The sequence below is a fragment of the Pantoea sp. X-Soil-ISGK-259 genome (assembly GCF_059730705.1).
Map to the genome: position 1 here is coordinate 1635428 of NZ_AP035986.1, position 19949 is coordinate 1655376.

21 protein-coding genes and 1 pseudogene are annotated in these 19949 nt (G+C 49.5%); all 22 read left to right on the forward strand.

Going from position 1 to position 19949, the window contains the following annotated elements; translation table 11 throughout:
• The first annotated feature begins 766 nt into the window (after positions 1-766).
• The 22 genes and pseudogenes from AC6I77_RS07585 to AC6I77_RS07690 all read left to right on the forward strand — a co-directional run bounded on the left by AC6I77_RS07585 (position 767) and on the right by AC6I77_RS07690 (position 19852).
• The gene (locus AC6I77_RS07585; RefSeq protein WP_039660423.1) at positions 767-982 is read left to right on the forward strand and encodes a hypothetical protein; all 216 of its coding nucleotides are present in this window, start codon (positions 767-769) and stop codon (positions 980-982) included.
• A 130-nt stretch (positions 983-1112) separates the two neighbouring features.
• On the forward strand, positions 1113-1325 hold the full coding sequence (locus AC6I77_RS07590) for a hypothetical protein (protein ID WP_231572325.1): 213 nt from the start codon (positions 1113-1115) through the stop codon (positions 1323-1325).
• A gap of 222 nt (positions 1326-1547) precedes the next feature.
• Entirely contained in the window at positions 1548-2024 is a 477-nt protein-coding gene (locus AC6I77_RS07595; RefSeq protein WP_039660421.1) for a hypothetical protein, read from the forward strand.
• A gap of 261 nt (positions 2025-2285) precedes the next feature.
• Positions 2286-2723 carry a hypothetical protein gene (locus tag AC6I77_RS07600; RefSeq protein ID WP_261766250.1) on the forward strand — a complete coding sequence of 146 codons (438 nt, stop codon included), beginning with the start codon at positions 2286-2288 and terminating at the stop codon, positions 2721-2723.
• 226 nt (positions 2724-2949) lie between these two features.
• A complete protein-coding gene (locus tag AC6I77_RS07605) occupies positions 2950-3165 on the forward strand; it encodes a hypothetical protein (RefSeq protein ID WP_154926153.1) in 216 nt (71 codons plus the stop codon).
• Between the two features lie 206 nt (positions 3166-3371).
• Entirely contained in the window at positions 3372-3578 is a 207-nt protein-coding gene (locus AC6I77_RS07610) for a hypothetical protein (RefSeq protein ID WP_154926155.1), read from the forward strand.
• A gap of 169 nt (positions 3579-3747) precedes the next feature.
• Positions 3748-4837, forward strand: a pseudogene (gene tri1, locus AC6I77_RS07615) (ADP-ribosylarginine hydrolase Tri1).
• A 247-nt stretch (positions 4838-5084) separates the two neighbouring features.
• A complete protein-coding gene (locus tag AC6I77_RS07620; RefSeq protein WP_154926157.1) occupies positions 5085-5351 on the forward strand; it encodes a hypothetical protein in 267 nt (88 codons plus the stop codon).
• 245 nt (positions 5352-5596) lie between these two features.
• Entirely contained in the window at positions 5597-6121 is a 525-nt protein-coding gene (locus AC6I77_RS07625; RefSeq protein WP_039660415.1) for a hypothetical protein, read from the forward strand.
• Positions 6122-6534: 413 nt separating this feature from the next.
• Complete coding sequence (locus tag AC6I77_RS07630; protein ID WP_154926159.1) at positions 6535-6981, forward strand: hypothetical protein; 447 nt, start codon at positions 6535-6537, stop codon at positions 6979-6981.
• Between the two features lie 297 nt (positions 6982-7278).
• Entirely contained in the window at positions 7279-7665 is a 387-nt protein-coding gene (locus AC6I77_RS07635) for a hypothetical protein (RefSeq protein WP_039660413.1), read from the forward strand.
• Between the two features lie 233 nt (positions 7666-7898).
• On the forward strand, positions 7899-8126 hold the full coding sequence (locus AC6I77_RS07640; RefSeq protein WP_039660412.1) for a hypothetical protein: 228 nt from the start codon (positions 7899-7901) through the stop codon (positions 8124-8126).
• A 77-nt stretch (positions 8127-8203) separates the two neighbouring features.
• Positions 8204-9289 carry an ADP-ribosylarginine hydrolase Tri1 gene (gene tri1, locus AC6I77_RS07645; protein WP_154926161.1) on the forward strand — a complete coding sequence of 362 codons (1086 nt, stop codon included), beginning with the start codon at positions 8204-8206 and terminating at the stop codon, positions 9287-9289.
• Positions 9290-9634: 345 nt separating this feature from the next.
• Positions 9635-10642: an N-acetyltransferase DgcN gene (gene dgcN, locus AC6I77_RS07650; protein ID WP_154926163.1), complete on the forward strand. Its 1008-nt coding sequence runs from the start codon at positions 9635-9637 to the stop codon at positions 10640-10642.
• Position 10643: 1 nt separating this feature from the next.
• Positions 10644-11609 carry an N-acetyl-D-Glu racemase DgcA gene (gene dgcA, locus AC6I77_RS07655; RefSeq protein ID WP_078804329.1) on the forward strand — a complete coding sequence of 322 codons (966 nt, stop codon included), beginning with the start codon at positions 10644-10646 and terminating at the stop codon, positions 11607-11609.
• 15 nt (positions 11610-11624) lie between these two features.
• The gene (locus AC6I77_RS07660; RefSeq protein ID WP_078804330.1) at positions 11625-13487 is read left to right on the forward strand and encodes an ABC transporter ATP-binding protein; all 1863 of its coding nucleotides are present in this window, start codon (positions 11625-11627) and stop codon (positions 13485-13487) included.
• A 25-nt stretch (positions 13488-13512) separates the two neighbouring features.
• Positions 13513-15054: a glutathione ABC transporter substrate-binding protein gene (locus AC6I77_RS07665; RefSeq protein WP_078804331.1), complete on the forward strand. Its 1542-nt coding sequence runs from the start codon at positions 13513-13515 to the stop codon at positions 15052-15054.
• Positions 15055-15133: 79 nt separating this feature from the next.
• A complete protein-coding gene (locus AC6I77_RS07670) occupies positions 15134-16066 on the forward strand; it encodes an ABC transporter permease (protein ID WP_078804332.1) in 933 nt (310 codons plus the stop codon).
• A complete protein-coding gene (locus tag AC6I77_RS07675; RefSeq protein WP_078804333.1) occupies positions 16063-16947 on the forward strand; it encodes an ABC transporter permease subunit in 885 nt (294 codons plus the stop codon). The genes AC6I77_RS07670 and AC6I77_RS07675 overlap by 4 nt, the downstream gene beginning before the upstream one ends.
• Before the next feature lie 2 nt (positions 16948-16949).
• Complete coding sequence (locus tag AC6I77_RS07680) at positions 16950-17993, forward strand: DmpA family aminopeptidase (protein ID WP_078804334.1); 1044 nt, start codon at positions 16950-16952, stop codon at positions 17991-17993.
• Positions 17990-18811: a M55 family metallopeptidase gene (locus AC6I77_RS07685; protein ID WP_154926166.1), complete on the forward strand. Its 822-nt coding sequence runs from the start codon at positions 17990-17992 to the stop codon at positions 18809-18811. The genes AC6I77_RS07680 and AC6I77_RS07685 overlap by 4 nt, the downstream gene beginning before the upstream one ends.
• Positions 18812-18943: 132 nt before the next feature.
• Positions 18944-19852, forward strand: coding sequence for a LysR family transcriptional regulator (locus AC6I77_RS07690; protein WP_078804335.1), 909 nt, complete (start codon positions 18944-18946; stop codon positions 19850-19852).
• Positions 19853-19949 lie beyond the last annotated feature (97 nt).

A 19949-nucleotide genomic window follows, 5' to 3' on the forward strand; every position in this document is an offset into this window, starting at 1 on the left:
AGAATGATGCTGGCCCTCTGCACCTGTAACGCCCGTGTTATACTAATGATTAAAAGGCCAGTTAATGCAGTCGGATGAGGGTGTGGATGTATCAGAAGTATAGCCTGTGAGGTGGGTAGTGTATTGTAAAGAAATAGCTCAAAAGTTATTAATTGAATTTCTGAATCTAAAAAATATTCTGATCAATGATGGCGAGTGTAACTGGATTAGAGGCGTTTTATCAATAATAGAAAAACTCAGGATTTCTATCCACTCTCAGGGAGTTGAATCAGCTACTTATTGTAAGGAGGCCTGCGATGCATGGAGGTTAATGTTTAGCGGAAATGGTTCTTTCTCTGATTATCATCTCTGGCATGATGATTACAATGAGAGGGTTAAACGTAATATTCCACTCGATTCAATAAAATGTAATATCGCTAAAATACTCGATTCAGAGGGAAAATAGTAAAGTACTTATCTGGATATTATCATTTCTAAACTTTTTTATCTATCATTTCATAATGCGATGGAAAACGTTTCCACTCTGTTGCGTTTTCTAAAAGTGCCATGCAGACAAGCAACACTAGCGCCGTGCATACACAGGAAAGCTTATGGAGAATCATGTGGCAACCTTACATCATGACCTATGCGTTATGTGAACAACGTTGTTGAAATAAGTCAGGGTGCGATAAGCTCTTCAATCAGGCGTTTTGCACAGGCAAGGAGAAATGCAATCAGATTCCTGACTTTTATATCAGACCTCTTTAATCATTAATAGGTGTTATATATGCAAAATAAAATCTTTTCCGACTATGGGATAACCCTTGTAGACAGGGATGGGATTCTTATTGCTTTGTTTGATTCGGGCAAGCTTGTTCCTGAATATCTTGAAGCTGAAATCAGCATGGATGAAGCGATAAAAATCAAAAAAAGCCAACAGGATGCCTATGAAGTTATAATGTCATTAGGTGACAGGATTAAAAAAGCCCACCAGAAAACATGAAGTGTTTACATGTTTCTATCATAAGTTTTATTCCAACATATGAGAAGTTTTTGTTTAAGATGCTTTATTTATTTTATTATAAGAGTATAACTAGGTCAGTTTAATAATATCACGTGTCGCTAAGGTAGTGATGATGGAAAAAATGATGTTTAGTGGTTATGGCATGTTCATCACTGAAGAGAATGGTAAATATTACATAAATTTTGATGAAGGTGGCGTTGTAAATAAGGATGTCAGATATGAAATAAATGAAAAGGAGGCTGTAGAAGCTTGCTGTAGTGGACAGGGTGCCTATGAAATAATGTTAATTTCTCAGTCCAGAGCAAGTAAATCTAATCTGTGATGCATTATTTTTCCTAAACTCATTTGAATACGTCAGGGTAAATTAAGACCTGCTGATTCGGCACTCGATTTATCGCATCAGAAGAGAGTAAAGAGCGGGTTTCAGAAGCATACATGATGATATGTTTTTTAAAAATTCAATTGCCGGACTATCTAAATTTTGCAGATCTCTTAACCCACTATTAAGGCATTCCTATTCCGCTCAATGCAAAATAGAGGTTAAATGAAAATCTCCAGAACAGCTGTGAAGCGTCTTCAGAATATTCCGTGGTTTACTAATACAGGTAAAGGCGGTTATTTGAACAACATAAAAAAGATAACTGCTGAATCAGATTTTATCAGCCGTATAACGAGCGACGACTGGGAAAATGTATCGCTTCAGGCGGGTAATGCGATAACCGGGTATCTGGCCATAAAGCAAAGCTTGAAATATCAGAACTGGAATGATCTTGTCAAAGAAGCAAAAGAGATTATTGATATTGAAATCATACCCTTCATGAAGAATCCCACTTCATTAGATGATGATATCCTGTTCAATAATGTGAAGTGGGATTTAGTCAGTTTTCTTGCTGAAGATGCTTATAAATCATATTTACCTAACTCGCAATTTTTTGGTCGGCTGATGATGATTTATGAAAATGGATACATACCTTGTGGATGGGAAGGGCAATGGCCTTCCGGGAGACTTGTTATCTACTGATGCAGGCTCATCTATGATGTTGCTGTGTTAGCACCAACACCAGCCTTTAAGGACGATGATCCTCCGCCAGCCCGGTTAACCCCATTAAGATGGTAAGAACGTGAAGAGGTTATCAATCCCTTATCCCTGCTGGAGAGTGTGATACCGGGAGCTATTATGATGATCAATATACGGATTAGTATGAAAAAAACGTCACATCAAAGAAAAAGTGTTCTGTTAATACTGAGTTTCTTTTTGTTTAGCAGGTTCGCAGAAGCGAAGATGCAAAATAAAGATATGTGGAGCTTTATCCCTCAGTTGAGTGCTTCAATTAAATCTCTCTCTGTGAAAGATCTCACTCAGTTTCCGCTGGCACTGACATTAGAAACCCAAAATGATTACATCAACATTTATCAGGCTAATTCGATAAAACTGGAAGATGATGCGAAAATTACTGATATTGAGTTGCGTGTCAGTAAATCATCCGGGGACGTCGCCCCTTTTCTGAGCTTTTCTCCCGATGGTAAATGCACAACCCTTAATGATGTCAGAAAACACTATCCGGGGGTTAAGTTGAGTGACTATCCTCGTGGCCAATCTGAAAATGAAGTAACCAGCTACTCATCTCCCCCGGATATGGATGGTCAGGTAATCACATTTTCTTTTGCTGTCAAAAATCCGGATTGCCTGAGTAAAGTGATCATCACGGCTAAAGAGTGAAGCTGGTGATGTTGAACATATTTCTGATTCAGCACGATAGTAATTGCAGCATAATGACGCTTAGCACCATACGTTCCAGAAGCGTACAGCCTCACAGCGGCTACACCGGGTAATGGCTCGGTCTCGTCCAGTCCAAAACCTCTAAGGCAGCGCGGTTTGTTTCTAATGCCTGGGCTGAATGCGGCATTTCCTAATTCTTCGAACATAAATATTTTAAGAGAACTGTATGACCGAGATGCTATTTAGTGACTATGGGATTGATATCGTAGTAAGAGATGGAGTTTTCTATATTCAATATGATGATGGCTGTTTAGTCAGTAAAGAGATTGAGTCTGAAATAAGTAAGGACGAAGCACTCAAAGCTCAACGTAGCCCGGCTGATGCTAATGAAGTCATTTTGTTAACCCAGGTCAGAGATGGAATTAACATTGCTAAATTTTAAGCGTACTATACGGGCCTGATTATGTGAGTTTTGCCAGGAACATTTTATGTGCTTCTGCTCTTAATTAATCCGCCAAAACCTCTTTCAGCAATCAATGCTTATAAATGTTCAACGCCATAGAAAATGATGCTTACAAGATCAGATAAAGAATCAGACAGGCCGTATTTATCATTATAAATTTCATTTATCACTTAGGTGTAGATACGATGACTCAGCAAGCGTTAAGGGAGCACCTGTTTTATTTAATTAATAAATATGTTCCGGAAAGCAATAGAAGTGATTTCTTCGAAAGTATTCTAAAAGATGATGTTCCTGTAAAAGGGATTCTTGCAGACCTGAACAGGGTAAAAGATGTCACTATGGATGAAAAAGATGGAGATTTATTAAGAGAGATTTATTTTAATTTTAGCTAAAAAGCGGCAGAGATCGTGCGTTTCAGCGACTTATTTTTTTATAGACGTATTGGAGCGAAATCGGCTGCATGATGATGACCGGATTCCACACCAACACCAGGTCAGTGATGGAAGACTGTCTGGTCCTGCTGCAACTGAAGCTGGTTCATTTTAAATGGAGAGTGATTTTATGATGGATCTCAGAACTGACGAAGACGAAATTTTTCATTATGCAAAACGTTACGCCCATTTAATTCCACCGGTTTCGCGTCAGCTGATGAACAGGATGTCTTATAACCCTGTACCCATGCCAGAAACGCCGGAAGACAGGCAAAAGCCCAAATGAATGCATTCAAAACCTCAAAAGATCACTGATGTACAGGCCTTGGACAAAGCGCAGGGTGCTCTCATGGGACTTGCGGCAGGAGACGCGATTGGTACCACACTAGCGTATGTACCGCGCGATAAGGCCCATGTAGACGATATGGTCGGCATGGGGCCTTTCAACCTGAAACCTGGTGAATGGACTGATAACACCTCAATGGCACTTTGTCTGGCTGAAACTTACATTGAGAGCCATAAGTGTGACACGACGGTGTTCCGTCAAAAGCTACTCAGCTGGTACAGAAACGGGACGAATAGCTCAAAGGGTTTATGCTTCAACATAGGTAACACAACCCGTGTTGCGCTTGAGCAATTTGAACGACACGGACCCACCTGGATGGGGAATACGTCACCTGATACCGCAGGGAATGCAGCTCTGGTCCGACTCGCACCCACCGCTATTTTCATAAGAAAATCATTTGTTGACGGCTTGTGTGACGCAAAGCAACAGAGTAACGCAACGCATCTCGCTGCTGATTCTGTCAGCTGTTGCCGATTCTTCATCTTAATATTTCATTACCTTTTGAATGGTTACAGTAAAACAGAGCCTGGTGCCGCATCTCATGGATTCATCATTAAGTGTTCTTCTGATCAACGCCGGTGAATATAAAGAAAAATACCGGGATCAGATATGGTCTTCTGCCTATGTTATCGATACCCTGGAAGCCGCCTTGTGGGCAGTCTGGCACACAGACAATTTCAAAGATGCTGTCTTGCTGGCGGCCAATCTGGGTGATGATGCAGCCAGCATAGCGGCTGCCGCGGGTCAGCTCGCGGGAGCGCTATATGGTCTGTCAGGCATTCCTGAGGCGTGGGTTGAGAAACTAGCGCATAAAGAGAGAATTCTTTCATTGTCGAACCAGCTGTTTGAAATGGCACCCGAAGAAAAAGATTGAAGTCATAGCGCAACATGCTTATTGGGTATGGGTTAGGTAGATCTGCCCTGCATAGCGATCTGACGCTGTTGACCATAGAGGATATTCAACAGATAAGTATTGATCACCCTCTGTCTGAAATACGACTGTTCTGACAGAGCTCATTGACTCTTTCAAAAAAGTAACTTCAGGAGGCTCATCCCCGGTTCATATTTCTGGCAGATGCGCTGATCAGTGGAGTCGCAACAGACCCAGGAAGTGTAGCTATATGGATGATCTAAGCTATCTGCTCTCAGCGATGCCAGCAAAAAGAGAGGATTGGTCTCAGAGTTTGAGTGAGATCCTTCTTTCTGATAGCCTGGAAATCGGTGTTTCTTACGATAAATCGCTAAGTTTATTATTACCCAAATATCGAAGCAGAATGCGGTCAACTGAAATTGATATCAGTGATACTGTGGGCCTGAATGCCCTAATAAAGTTTTTAGCAGCCCTTGAGGATGACGCTAAACTCATTGTTTTCCCTATTAAAAAATAGGGTTATGTCTGGTGATTGCTTCATAGTCGGTGATGAAATTATTGGTTGTGCTTTCATTAAACGTGGCCATGGTCGTTCTAAAGAAGGGCTTTGGATAGAGGGAAAAAAGTTGTGTTGAAAGGCGCTAAAGAAAAAGCTAATACAATCAAAAATCTTTCTTTGTGACCGCCAAAATTTTAATCTCACCCTGGCATTCTGTCTGACGTGAAAATGTAAATACCTTTTCTGAGAGGGTAAAGCAGGGTATGAGCGATGGAGTTTTGATTCACGTGAGAAAAGGAGAGTATACGATTCTTGAAACAAAAGAGGGTTGTGGAATCAGTGTTTTGTTTCCTGATGTCTACCGAAACTCTCCCATTGATGTGAGCAGGGATTTCAAGCTGGATATATCAGAGCTGATACAGTCAGGTGATTTTGAAGCACTTGATGCATTATCTAAGGATATAAGAGAGGATTGTGTCTCATTACAACGGTATGATACTGAAAAGGTCAACGTTACAGGACAACAACTGATGAGTAAATTGAAGTTAGCCATGAAGCCCTGGGATTTCACATTATATCGGTGTGATAACGATACGCATGTACTAAAAGTAATTTTCAGTGAGGGAGATTACAAAGTCGATGTTGAAAGATTTTTTATTGTCACTGACGCACTATTGAACGCAGAAGACCTGGTGAGTTCATGCGAGAGGTTATCGGAAAATATCAGGATGTCTTACGAAGATCATGATAACAGCGAAATAAGTAAGCGTGATTTTGATTTTCTCTAAAATGTAATATTCAGGGATGGTACCGGCCGTAATACTTGCTTTTTACAACAGCCAGGCTATTAACGACTGATGACTCCCGGTTCAGGGATTGAAAATAAGCGCTACGTGTCAGGGACAGTTCTGATGAGATGAAAGTAATTTTTTCAACTCACTTAACAGTTATTGATATAAAGATAATGCTGATTATTGAATTTATTCAGGCAGGTAGTGATGAAATTATTTGGGAATGTGATTTTTTTGATTGTTTCCTCAGGTGCCGCTATGGCTTCCGAAAATGCACAACCTTTGTCTCAGTACGATAGCTTAGCTAAAATTTCAGCTATCTAAATTTAGTGGCCTGTCGTTGAAGAGATAGAGATAAGGCAGAGTTATGATCGTGTTTTAATCTGTAATAACAAGGACAGGTTTTAAATATGAGCTTAAAATATGCAGCTGGAGAACTGGTTTTTAATGACTCGTTGGTTGTAACCCCAAAAATAAATAAGCATGAGTTAATGTTAATTCCTGGGTTTGTCTGGGAGCCATGGCCAGATAATGGCGGGGACACAGTTTCATATAGAAGTATTTTCCCACTTAAAAACAATAACAGTGGTGATATTTATTTAGTTGTCAATTTTATTGAGCCTGGAAACTCAGACGCTCTAATATCTCACTGGAGTTTTGCACCAGAAAAATTGTTGATTAGTGAGCAGAAAAGCCTTATTGGGGACGTAACTCAAAGATTAAAACGTTGGTTTAAGGAACAAACGAGAACTTCATTACCTTTAAACGGTGTTTGGGGCAGCATCGATATAGCTTATGACGTTTATAACAGAACAGCTACAATCAATTGTCACTATCGTTCAGGTTCCTGGAAGTAAAGTTAATAAAATGACTTTTATCAATGACGAAGAAGGATGTAAGGCGTGATTGTGAGCGTTGCTAATTTCGTAATCCAATTAATATGAAGACTGATATATTTTTTTAAGCCAAAAGTTTAGTTTTCCTGATTATTCAGGATGCAAGCCTATCTTCTGGGTTAACTAAAAGTATCTCTAATGCTCTTGATTATAGTATAAGCTCAGGTGAGATGCTTATCAGGCTGAATTTTATGTTGATCAAACATAGAGTAATCTGGATATATATAACATTGTAACCGGGATAAAGAGAGAGTTGCTATGACTGAAAATAGTACAGACGAAATGCTTTTCGATGCTCTGGCGCCAGATTTGTTACGTCAATATATAGATTTTAAAAAAATAAATGGTTTCTTTTCAAGGGGCAATGCGACGGGCAGAGCAAAGGAGGAAATTGATATTCATCTGAGTTGCATCAAAAATATGGGTGGCGAGGTTATAGGGAGCCTCTCGCTAAAAGAACATCTTAGTCTCTATCAGGGAAGTCATGTGTATATTTTGAGTGGTTATGACAGGTTCTATGGTTTTGAACTCTATCTTAATGATAAAAAAACTGAGTTTCTGGGCGTTATGATTGTCAGGCTGCGAACAAAAAGTGAAAGTGAAATTCAGTGGGAAAAGGAGACTTTATGCATCAAGTATCCCTGAATCCTCTTAAATAAGCATTTTTTGTATGCTCACTAGGATCTTAGACCCGCCAGGGCTGAAGCAAAGTCTGGACGCCTGACAGGATGCGGCTGATATCGGTGCAGTGAGGGGGCCCTGGAGTAAAACTGAACTACATCCTGGCTTTAACAGGTTGAGAAAACTGAGACTTACACGTACATCAGCATGGAGAGGTTTAATCATTACATAATGATAATCTGTTGGAGGAATTGAAAATGTGTGTTCCGGAGAGAAAAGAAGCTGAAATGATGTTGCTCAATCTTTTAAAAAGAACCTTAAAAAATCAAGATGATATAGCCCTGTTAATGGATTTAGCAACAAAAAATGAGTACTCAATTCCAATGAAGGGCATCAGGTACAAATTTGACAGCATGGAGAAACAGCCACTTACACAAGATGACTGGCATGATATGGATACGTTAATGCACTATTTTGGTCCTTAGCGTTTGCTAAGCAACAGAGAGAAACGACTAAGAAACGTTGTAGCACATTGCCACCACGCAATTGAAAAGGAGTTTATATGATTGATCTAAGATTGTCAGAATCTGAACTCAGAACATACGCCAGGAAATATGCGAATTTGCTGCCTGAGTTATCTCCTCAACTCATCAACCGGATGGCTTACGAACATCAGCCAATGCCTGATGAAAAGCCAGTGAAACCTGAGTGGATGCATACGCTGAAAAAACGTATTTCTGACGTTGAAGCCTTAGATAAAGCCAAAGGTTTACTCATTGGACTGGCTGTTGGTGATGCAGTGGGGACCACTCTGGAATTCCAGACTCGCGACAGTTCTCACATTTACGATATGGTGGGCGGTGGTCCTTTCAATCTCAAGGCCGGAGAGTGGACCGATGACACCTCAATGGCACTGTGTCTGGCAGAAACGTATATTGAAAAGGAAAGCTGTGACACTGATTTATTCAGGAAAAAGTTAATTCAGTGGTACAAAACGGGGCATAATAGCGCGAATGGAGTTTGTTTCGATATCGGTAATGCGACCCGCTATGCTCTCGAACAAGTAATTAAACATGGTACTGATTGGATTGGTAACACCGCCCCTGATACAGCAGGGAACGCCTCGTTGATTCGTCATGCACCCGTAGCAATTTTTAGGCGAAAATCATTCATTGATGGCTGGCATGATGCCAAAAGACAAAGTACAGCAACACATCGAGCACCAGAGTCAATAAATAGCTGTCAGTACTTAAACTCCATTTTACATTACCTTTTAAATGGTTTAGATAAAAATGAAGCCTTCGCGCCTCATAAAATGTCTTTAATCGTAAGACCTCTGATCATCAATGCCGGTGAATATAAAGAAAAGCATCGTGACCAAATTCGCTCGTCTGGTTATGTCATCGACACCCTGGAAGCCGCCTTATGGGCCGTCTGGCATACAGACAATTTCAGAGATGCCATTTTGCTGGCGGCAAATCTTGCTGATGACGCTGATAGCGTGGCAGCCACCGCAGGCCAGTTAGCAGGCGCTTTGTATGGACTGTCAGGCATCCCTGCAGAATGGGTTGATAAAATAGTCGATAAAGACAGAATCCTTTCGATGGCAGAAGAGTTGTTTCACCTCGCACCGGAAGAAACGGATTAATTTCAGGTAGGGGATTCTTTTGTTGCGCTGATATAACCCGGAAGGGTCGCTGGCATTCGTTATGAATGCTCTCACCAGCGGCCCGGCGTTAGATACTCCGTAAGCCATTTCCTCCCCTTGCCCATATCCATCCCTTCTCCCCGAACACAATCTTTTTCCTATGACCCACCCCTTGCTTGAACCCATTCCCTGTGCCAAACCCCCTGAAAAACCCACCCATCATCACTATTCCCTCTGGCTATAACCTGCTGTTATACCCTCCTGCTAAACAAGCATTCGTCACTTTTCAGAACGCATGAAATAGTGGTTTCAGAACCTGATCTTTTGGCTGAAACGAGAGACAACATGCTAATCCCACAACCCTATTTACTCTTTCTTGGCGATGTTACCGATCCCCTCGCGGCAAAAACGGCGCGCGGTATTCATATCTGGCGGCCGGAGCAGTGCGTTGGCGAAATTAAACTGCCGGGCTGCACGGTCAGTCTGGGTCTGGATGAACTGGATATTCCCGGCGCTAAAGTGCGCGGCGCAAAAACGCTGGTGCTGGGCACGGCGAATGCCGGCGGCTATCTGCCAGCGCACTGGCTGGAAACGATTAAAAGTGCCATTCAGGCAGGTATGAATGTGGCCAGTGGTCTGCACCATCGGCTGGTGGACGAACCTGAACTGGTCGCGCTTGCGCAGGTTGCTGGCGTTGAGCTGTTTGACCTGCGTCATATGCGTCCAGCGCTCAGTGTGGGCAGCGGTAAGAAGCGTTCAGGTAAGCGGATACTTACGGTGGGTACGGACTGCTCAGTGGGCAAAATGTACACCTCTCTGGCGCTGGAAGCGGCGATGCGTGCGCGCGGTATGAAAGCTGATTTTCGTGCCACGGGACAGACCGGTATTCTGGTCGCAGGGGAGGGTATTGCTGTGGATGCGGTCATCGCTGACTTTATTGCCGGTGCCGCAGAAGCGCTGTCACCGGCGAATGACGAGGACCACTGGGATATCGTTGAAGGGCAGGGATCATTGTTCCATCCTTCCTATGCGGGCGTGAGTATGGGGCTGATGCACGGTGCGCAACCACACTGGCTGGTGATGTGTCATGAAATGGGACGTCCCCATATGCGTCATTTGCCACACCAGCCCATGGTCAGCCTGCAGGCGTGCGTGGAAGCCAATCTGCGTGCCGCGCAGGTGACCAGTGAGTCGGTTCAGCTCGCTGGCTTTGCAATCAACACCTCCAGTTACAGTGAAGAAGAGGCGCTCGCTTATTGCGCCGAAATCAGCGCTGAGTTCGGCTTACCGGCCACGGATCCGGTGCGCTTTGGTATTGATGGGATCGCCGCACTGCTTCAGGAGCGTGGCTGAAATGCGACAGTTGCAGATTGAGGTGGTGGAGCTGCCGCTGGCCCGCCCCTTTGCTATCGCACGCGGTACCCGAACCGCCGTGACGGTCATCCGGGTCACACTGGAGCAGGAGGGGTTCATCGGGCAGGGCGAATGTACCCCGACGGCGCGTTACGATGAGTCGCCGGAGAGCGTTCAGGCCATGCTCGAAGCCGTTCGTACTGAGGTAGAGTCGGGCCTGAGCCGTCATGATCTGCAACACCGTTTACCCGCAGGTTCTGCGCGCAACGTGCTGGACTGTGCGCTGTGGCGACTTGATGCCGCCCGGGCGAATCAGACGCTGTGGCAAATGAGTGCGTGCTCTCAGCCAGAGTCAGTTGTGACTGCAGAAACCCTTAGCCTGGATACGCAGGAAAATATGGCTCTTGCAGCGGCGGATGCCGTGTTACGTGGCGCTATCCTGCTCAAAATTAAGCTCGACCGCAGTGAGATTCTGGAAAAAGTGGCGGCCATTCGTGCGGCGGCACCGCATGCCACGCTCATTATCGATGCCAATGAAGCGTGGTCGGGGCTGGACCTTGAAAGCCTGCTGGTGGCATTGAAGGCCTTCAATATTGCGATGGTCGAGCAACCGCTTCCCGCCGGACAGGATCATGACCTGCAACGCTTTAAGCATCCCATACCGGTCTGTGCCGATGAGAGCTGCCATACACGGGTGGATATTGCCGGATTACGCGATCGTTACGAAATGATCAACATCAAGCTGGATAAGTGCGGTGGCCTGACGGAAGCGCTGGCGATGGCGGATGAAGCCCGGACGCTGAATATGCGCATCATGGTCGGTTGCATGCTGGGCTCGTCACTGGCCATGGATGCAGCATTGCCCGTCGCGGTTAACGCAGAGTTCGTCGATCTGGATGGCCCCATCTGGCTTGCCGCCGACAGTTCTCCTTTTTTGAGCTACTCCGAAGGCCGCATCTGGCTATAACTCTGCGAGGCGACGATGACGGACACACAACGTACTTCTCCTGCAACCCGCGCTGCCTTGCCATCCCCCGTGCTGGCGATTCAGGATCTCAGCGTCTCGTTTCATGGACGCAGTGGTGAAAATCAGGCACTCAAAGGCATCAGTTTTGCCATTCATCCCGGTGAAATTGTCGCTGTCGTGGGCGAAAGCGGCTCCGGTAAATCTGTCACGTCGCTGGCTGTGATGGGCCTGCTGGCAAATAACGGCTGTATCGATCGCGGCAGTATGCAGTTTTGCGACCGGAGCGGAAACGTACATGCATTAGAAACGCTGGATGACGCTCAGCGCCGCACACTGCGTGGCCGTGAAATGGCGATGGTCTTTCAGGAGCCCATGACGTCGCTGAATCCGGTGCTGCGCGTTGATGATCAGCTTACAGAGGCATTACGCGATCACCATCTGTGTGACAAAAAGCAGGCCCATGCGCGCGTGCGTGAACTGCTGCGACAGGTGCGAATCGCCGATGTGGATCGCGTTATGAAAAGCTATCCGCACTCGCTGTCAGGCGGCATGCGGCAGCGTGTGATGATTGCGCAGGCCCTTGCCTGTGACCCGCAACTCCTGATTGCTGATGAGCCGACCACTGCGCTGGATGTCACCGTTCAGGCGCGCATTCTCCATATTCTGCGTGACCTGCAACGCGAGAAACAGATGGCGGTGCTGTTTATCACCCATGATATGGGCGTGGTAGCGGAAATCGCCGATCGCGTGGTGGTCATGCTGCGAGGCGAAGTGGTCGAGCAGGGAACCGTATCTGAGATTTTTGCCGCCCCGAAGCACGCTTATACCCAGGCGTTACTGGCGGCAGTGCCAAAACTCGGCGATATGCGGGAACACACGTGGCCGCAACGCTTTCCTCTGCCGGGTGCGGGCGAGGCTGTGCAAAGCGAACAGCAAACCGCTCGCTATGACGTTGCGCCGCTGCTGGATGTGCGCGGTTTGAAAGTCTATTACCCCATCCGCAGCGGCATCTTATCGGGCCTTACGCATCATGTGCATGCGGTGGAACAGATTGATTTCAGTCTGTGGCCGGGTGAAACCCTGGCGATCGTGGGTGAAAGCGGCTGCGGCAAATCGACAACCGGACGGGCGCTGATGCGCCTCATCAACAGTGACGCTGAAAGCATTCATTTTGAAGGAAAGGAAATCTCTGACCTGAAAGAGGCCGCGTTCCAGCCGCTCCGCCGTGAAATCCAGATGGTGTTTCAGGATCCTTATGCCTCACTGAATCCCCGCCTGACAGTGGGTTTTACCATTGCCGAGCCGTTACTGTTACATGGCATGGTCTCTTCACTGGAACAGGCTTCCCCACAGATTGATGCGCTGCTGAAGAGCGTCGGTCTCCTGCCAGAGCATGCGCGTCGTTATCCGCACGAATTCTCGGGTGGTCAGCGTCAGCGTATTGCCATTGCCCGCGCTATGGCGCTGAAACCGAAAGTGATTATTGCGGATGAAGCGGTATCAGCACTCGATGTTTCAATTCAGGCGCAGGTGGTGAACCTGATGATGGACCTGCAGCAGCAAACGGGCGTGGCATGGATTTTCATCTCTCACGATATGGCGGTCGTCGAGCGTATTGCGAATCGCGTCGCGGTGATGTACCTCGGCCAGATTGTGGAGCTTGGACCACGTCAGTCGGTCTTTAATCAGCCGCAACATCCCTATACCCAACGTCTGCTGGCTTCCGTGCCAGTCGCCGATCCAGAGAACCGTCAGCCCCGTCTTTTCGATGACAGCGAAATTCCCTCGCCGTTGCGTAAGGTGGGTGAAACGGTCACTAAACCCCGTTATCGCCAGGTTGCGCCCCAGCACTGGGTCGCTGACGGCATTGCATTGTAATTATCCTCAACGACCAGGAGAATCTATGAAAACGCTGTTTCGCCGTACTTCGCTAGCCCTCGCATTGACGACGACGCTGGTCATGACTGCGCAGGCACAGGATCTGCGCATTTCAATGTATGCCGATATCACGGGGCTGGATCCACATGACACCTCGGATAATGTCAGCTACTCGGTGCAGAGCGGCATCTTTGAGCGGTTGTTCCAGTTTGATCCCACGATGAAGCTGCAGCCCTGGCTGGCGACCGGTTATACCTCTAATGACAGTGCCACCGAATTTACGCTGACGCTGCGCAAAGGTGTCACTTTCCAGGACGGTACCCCGTTTGATGCCGAAGCCGTCAAAGCGAACCTTGATCGTCTGGCAGATCAGAAAAAAGGGCTGAAGCGTAATAGCCTCTACAAAATGATCGATAAGGTCACGGTAATGGCACCCGACCAGGTAAAAATCGATCTGAATCAGTCGTTCGGGGCCTTTATCAACACGCTGGCGCATCCTTCGGCGGTGATGTGGAGTCCATCCATTCTTAAGCAATACCCGGACGAAGCGCAGTTGCGACTGCATCCGGTCGGCACCGGTCCGTTTAAATTTGTTAACTGGACACCGGGCAAAGCGGTCACGCTGGCGAAGTATGACGGTTACTGGCAGAAGGGATGGCCTAAAGTTGACCATGTCATCTTCTCGCCGAGTCCGGAAGATGCGACACGCGTCGCCGCATTAAAATCGGGGCAGGTGGATGCCATCTGGCCACTGCCTTCAGACCTGATCGCCGCCGTGAAACAGGACAGCCATCTCTCCATTCAGCGCGATCCGAGCATTTATCTCTATTACATGGCGATCAACACGCAGCACAAGCCGCTGGCGGATGTTCGGGTGCGTCAGGCCATCAACTATGCGATTGACCGTAATCTGTGGCTGAAAGTGGCCTTTGCCGGTCTGGGTAAACCTGCCACATCCGCTATACCGGAAGGCGTACAGTTCTACCAGAAACAAACCGATCCTGAGTACAGTTATGCACCGGATAAGGCCAAAGCCTTGCTGAAAGCGGCGGGCTATCCGAATGGTCTGGATCTTAAGCTCTGGGTGACCAATGCCACGGCCAGCGTCCGTGCCGCTCAGGTGCTGAAAGCGCAACTGGCCACGGCAGGCATTCGGGCCACGGTGACCCCGATGGATTCCGGCACGCGCAACGCTAAGTTGTGGGGCGTACAGGACCCGAAAAAGGCCGAGTTTGACCTCTATTATGGCGGCTGGTCGACCTCAACAGGTGATGCCGACTGGGCACTGCGTCCGCTGTTCGCCACCGAATCCTGGGTGCCGACCTCCTATAACGTCTCCTACTTCAGTAATCCTGACGCAGACAAAGCGATTGCTGCCGGGCTGGCGACGGCCGATCCGGCAAAGCGTGGCATCGCCTATGCACAGGCGCAAAAAGTCTTGTGGAAAGAAGCACCAGTGGCGTTCCTTGGTACGCCAGACAACCTGGTGGGCAAGCGCAGCACCCTGAGCGGCGTTTCAATGCTGCCTGATGGCAATTTCCTGTTCACTCAGGCGTCCTTTAAATAAGACGGTTCTTCTCTCGTCACCACTCCCGAAAGGAGGGGAGACGTGAGGAGGCCAGTCACACCTCATTTCAGGGAATGGCATGTTTGCATACATCATTCGCCGATTACTGGAGATGATCCCGGTTTTGCTGGTGGTCTCGTTGCTGGTATTCGGTTTTATCAAGCTCATGCCGGGCGACCCGGCGCGCGCTTATGCCGGACCGGATGCGCCCATCGAGGCCATCGAGGCGGCGCGTCAGCATCTCGGGCTTAACGATCCGCTGCCGCAACAGTATCTCCACTGGATCGGCAGCCTGTTGCAGGGCGATCTGGGCACCACCTATCGCACCCAGCAACCGGTGCGGGAGGTGATCCGACAGGGCTTTATGCCGACGCTGTGGCTGGCCTTAGCGGGTTTTATCTGGTCCGTTATTCTCGGGTTGCTATTCGGCGTGATGGCGGCCCTGAAACGGGGAAGATGGCAGGACTGGACGCTGATGAGCGTGGCGGTAGGCGGTATTTCGATGCCCGCCTTCTGGCTGGGGCTGTTGCTTATTCAGTTCGTCGCGATGCCTTTTGGGCTGTTTTCGGTCAGCGGTTTCAACCAGGCCAGCGATATTGTCCTGCCCGCCATTACGCTGGGTTCGTCGGTTGCGGCGGTCATGGCGCGCTTTACCCGTTCGGCCTTTCTTGAGGTGGCGCAGGAAGATTACGTGCGCACCGCCAAAGCCAAAGGACTGCGTAACCGGCTGGTAACGTGGAAGCATGTGATGCGCAATGCGCTCATTCCGGTGATTACCATGCTGGGTCTGCAGTTCGGTTTTCTGCTGGGTGGCTCCATCGTCGTCGAGAGTGTTTTCAACTGGCCAGGGTTAGGCTGGTTATTGATTGAGTCGATCAAAGCGCAGGATCAGCCGGTAATTCAGGCACTCGTGATGCTGTTCGTGTTTGAATTTATTGTGATTAATCTGCTGGTCGATCTGCTTTACGCGGTAGTTAACCCAGCCATTCGCCTGCGACAGGAGCCGAAATGAGTAGTCAATTGCTGACTGACAACCCGCCTCAGATCATTCGTTCGCCGTGGCGCGATTTCCTGCATGCCTTCGTGCGTAACCCTTTGGCACTGGTCTCAGGCGGCTTTGTGCTGCTGTTGATTGTGGTGGCGATCTTTGCGCCCTGGCTGGCGCCCTGGGATCCTATGGCCCCGGACTGGATGGCGCTGTCGTCACCGCCAACGGCGGCACACTGGATGGGGACCGATGAACTGGGACGCGACCTGCTCAGTCGCATTATCTATGGCGCGCGTATCTCGCTCTATATCGGCGTGCTGTCGGTGACGATCGGCATGCTGGTCGGGGTCATGCTCGGGTTACTGGCGGGCTATTACGGCGGCTGGGTCGATATGCTGATCATGCGCGGTGCCGACGTCTTATTCGCGTTTCCCGGCATGTTGCTGGCCATTGCGGTGGTGGCGCTGCTGGGGACGGGCCTGAATAATGTCATTATCGCGGTTGCGGTATTCAGCGTGCCGGTATTTGCCCGCATCGTGCGGGCGTCGACGCTCTCTCTGAAGCAGGCTGCCTATGTTGAAGCTGTGCGCTGTGCCGGTGCGCCAGACCGCGTGATTATTCTGCGGCATATTCTGCCCGGCACGCTCTCCAGCGTGATTGTCTATTTTACCATGCGCATTGGTACCAGTATTCTGACTGCGGCGGGCCTGAGTTTTATCGGACTGGGTCCGGAGCCAGACGTGCCGGAATGGGGCAATATTCTGGCGATGAGCCGCAGCATGATGATGGCCGGATCCTGGCACATGAGCGTATTTCCAGGACTGGCGATTTTTATCACCGTGCTGGCATTCAATCTGCTTGGCGACGCGTTGCGCGATACACTCGATCCCAAACTCAAAGGCTGACGATGGATTACCAACAACTGCAGCGTGACCTGCTGCTTGATCGCTGGCGTGACCTGCGTCAGCTTGGGCAGCCGCGAAGCGCCTGCGGACCCACTAATCGCATCAGCGATGTTGCGGGCGTGCGTGTCGGACATTACACGCTGAATGAAGGCGAAAAGCAGACTGGCGTCACCGCTATCCTGCCGCCGGGCGATAATCTGTTTCTCACGCCGCTGCCGTGTGGGGCTGAGGTGCTGAACGGCTTTGCGAAACCCGTCGGACTGGTTCAGATAGAGGAACTTGGCGTGCTTCAGACGCCGATTCTGCTCAGTAACACGCTGGCGGTTGGCACGCTGTTTACCGCGCTGGTGCGCGATGCCATCCGTCGTAACCCGGAACTGGGCCGGACGTTGCCCACGGTGAATCCACTGGTGCTGGAGTGCAACGATGGCTGGCTGAATGATATCCAGGCGCTGGCAATCAGTGAGGATATGGCTAAGGCGGCGCTGCAGACGGCCTCCGCAGACTTCGCGCGTGGCAGCGTCGGCGCGGGACGCGGGATGAGCTGTTTCAGTCTGAAAGGGGGCATCGGAACCGCCTCACGGGTAATTCCTTCACTCAACGCCACGCTTGGCGTGCTGGTATTGGCCAATTTCGGCGCGCTGGAGGCACTCACACTGGATGGCGTCCGGGCGGGCGAGATGATTGCGCCGCTGCTCGCCGGAGAGGCGTCGCAGCGTGATGCCGGCTCTGTCATCATCATCATGGCAACAGATGCCCCGCTGGACACACGGCAGCTAAAGCGCATCGCGAAGCGAGCCGGTGCCGGTCTTGGAAGGCTGGGCAGTTACTGGGGACACGGCTCGGGCGATATTGCCGTGGCGTTTTCCACGCAACCGCTGCCACTGCCGCCACAGGACGACACGCTGGAGCCGCTGTTTGCTGCCGCAGCGGATGCAACGGAACAGGCTGTACTCGATGCCTTGTTGAGCGCAGAGGCTGTTACTGGCTTTCGCGGTCATCATCGTCCCTCACTGACGCAGATTCTGGATAAATTAACCTCATGAAAATTTTTATCTCGGCCGACATTGAAGGTATCGCGGGGGTCATGCGCCCGGAGCAATGTTCACCCGGCCACCCGGAGCATCAGATCGCCCGTGGTCTGATGGAGCAGGAAGTGAATGCCGCGATTGCGGGTGCGTTTGCGGGTGGGGCAACCGAAGTGGTGGTTGCAGACAGCCATGCTCAGATGACCAATTTGCGTGCGGAAAATATCGATCCCCGCGCCCGACTGGTGCAGGGCAAACCCCGCTGCCTGTCGATGGTGGAGGGGATAGAACAGCAGACGTTCGACGGGCTGTTTCTGGTGGGATTTCACAGCGCAGCAGGTGAATCTGGCGTACTGGCGCATACCATTCACGGTCGGGCATTCTGGCGTATCCATATTAATGATGTGGTGATGGGCGAAACCGATATTTATGCGGCTGCCGCTGCTGAACAGGGCACGCCATTGCTGCTGGTCACGGGTGACGATCAGTTACAGAGCTGGATAGCGGAATATTACCCAGCGGTCGATTACGTCTGTGTAAAGCGCGCCATTTCGCATACCTGCGCGGAATCGGTCAGTCCGCAGGCGGCACAGCATGCGATCGCTGCCGCGGCAAGTGCCGCACTGCAACATCTCCATCAGGTGAGCACAACCCGCCTGACGGCACCTTACACGATGCGGCTTCAGGCCACTAAACCTGTACTGGCCGATCTGTTCAGTCTTATCCCCGGCGTCACGCGCCTTGATGCCGTTACCGTGGCGTATCAGGCGGAGAAAATGGAAACGTTGATCAGCTTACTCAGTGCATTCTCCTATCTGGCGAGTACGCAGTCGTAGCAACTTTATGCCGGGGCTGCACTGGTTTTGCGGTACAGTTTTTGCAGCAGGATAATGATTGCTCTCACTCTCCGCCGGTACAGCTGGTTGAAGAGGCCTCCGTGTCCGGTATTCCATCCAGGGTAAATCATCATGCGGCTCCGCCATATAGAAGTCTTTCAGGCCATCGTACAGACCGGCAGCATCAGCGCAGCGGCGCGCCTGCTGAATGTGTCGCAGCCGAATATCAGCCGTGTGCTGAATCACGCTGAACAGCAGCTGGGATTTGCGCTGTTTGAGCGACGGCTACAGGGAATGAGTGTGACGGCAGAAGGGCGACGTCTGCTGCCTGAAATAGAGGATCTCTGCCAGCGCCTGCAATCCATTACCCAGCTCACCGAACAGCTAAGGCGTGGCGAAGGGCAACTCGTTCGCGTTGGCGCCGCTCACGCGTTTGGTCAGATGGTGATGGCTCCCGCGCTGGTCACCTGGCGGCAACAGATGGCCTCGGTCAGTGTGGAACTGGTCACCGAGCACTTCAGTACCTTATGCCAGATGATTCTGGAGAATCAGCTCGATTTTGCGCTGGTCTTTGGTCAGCAGGTCGATGCGGATCTTCTGGCCGAGCCTCTGTTTCAGTCCTCCATGGTGGCGCTGCTACCGCTCACTCATCACTGGCATAAACCCGTTACGCTGGAGTGGTTGTGCAACAATAATTTACTGATGATGCAGGCGCAGGATCCGCTTGGACGCGTACTTCACCGTGCGCTGCGCGATAAGAAACTGAACCCCGCCGTGTCATTGTCGATTAAAACCTATTCGGTCATTGCAGATATGGTGCTGGCAGGCGGCGGCACGGGCGTCGTGGATCTCTTCACCGCCTGCCGCTATGCCGAACAGTTAAAGCTGCTGCCCATAGCACAACCTCTGCCGTTTGAAGTGATGCTGATCAGCCGCCGTGACCAGCCGCAGTCGCAGTCCACTCTGCAACTTAAGCAGGTCATCCGTAACAGGCTGTGGGAGATCGCCCGGCAGTGTGAGGCGCAGTTTATCCGTGGCTGAACAGGTGCCGTTTCAGGTGAAGAGAAGGGGAAGAGGGTGCGCTCAGGTAGCTTTAGATTCTTTTGGCGGGTTTTGCAGAAGAAGGAGAGGAGCTAAA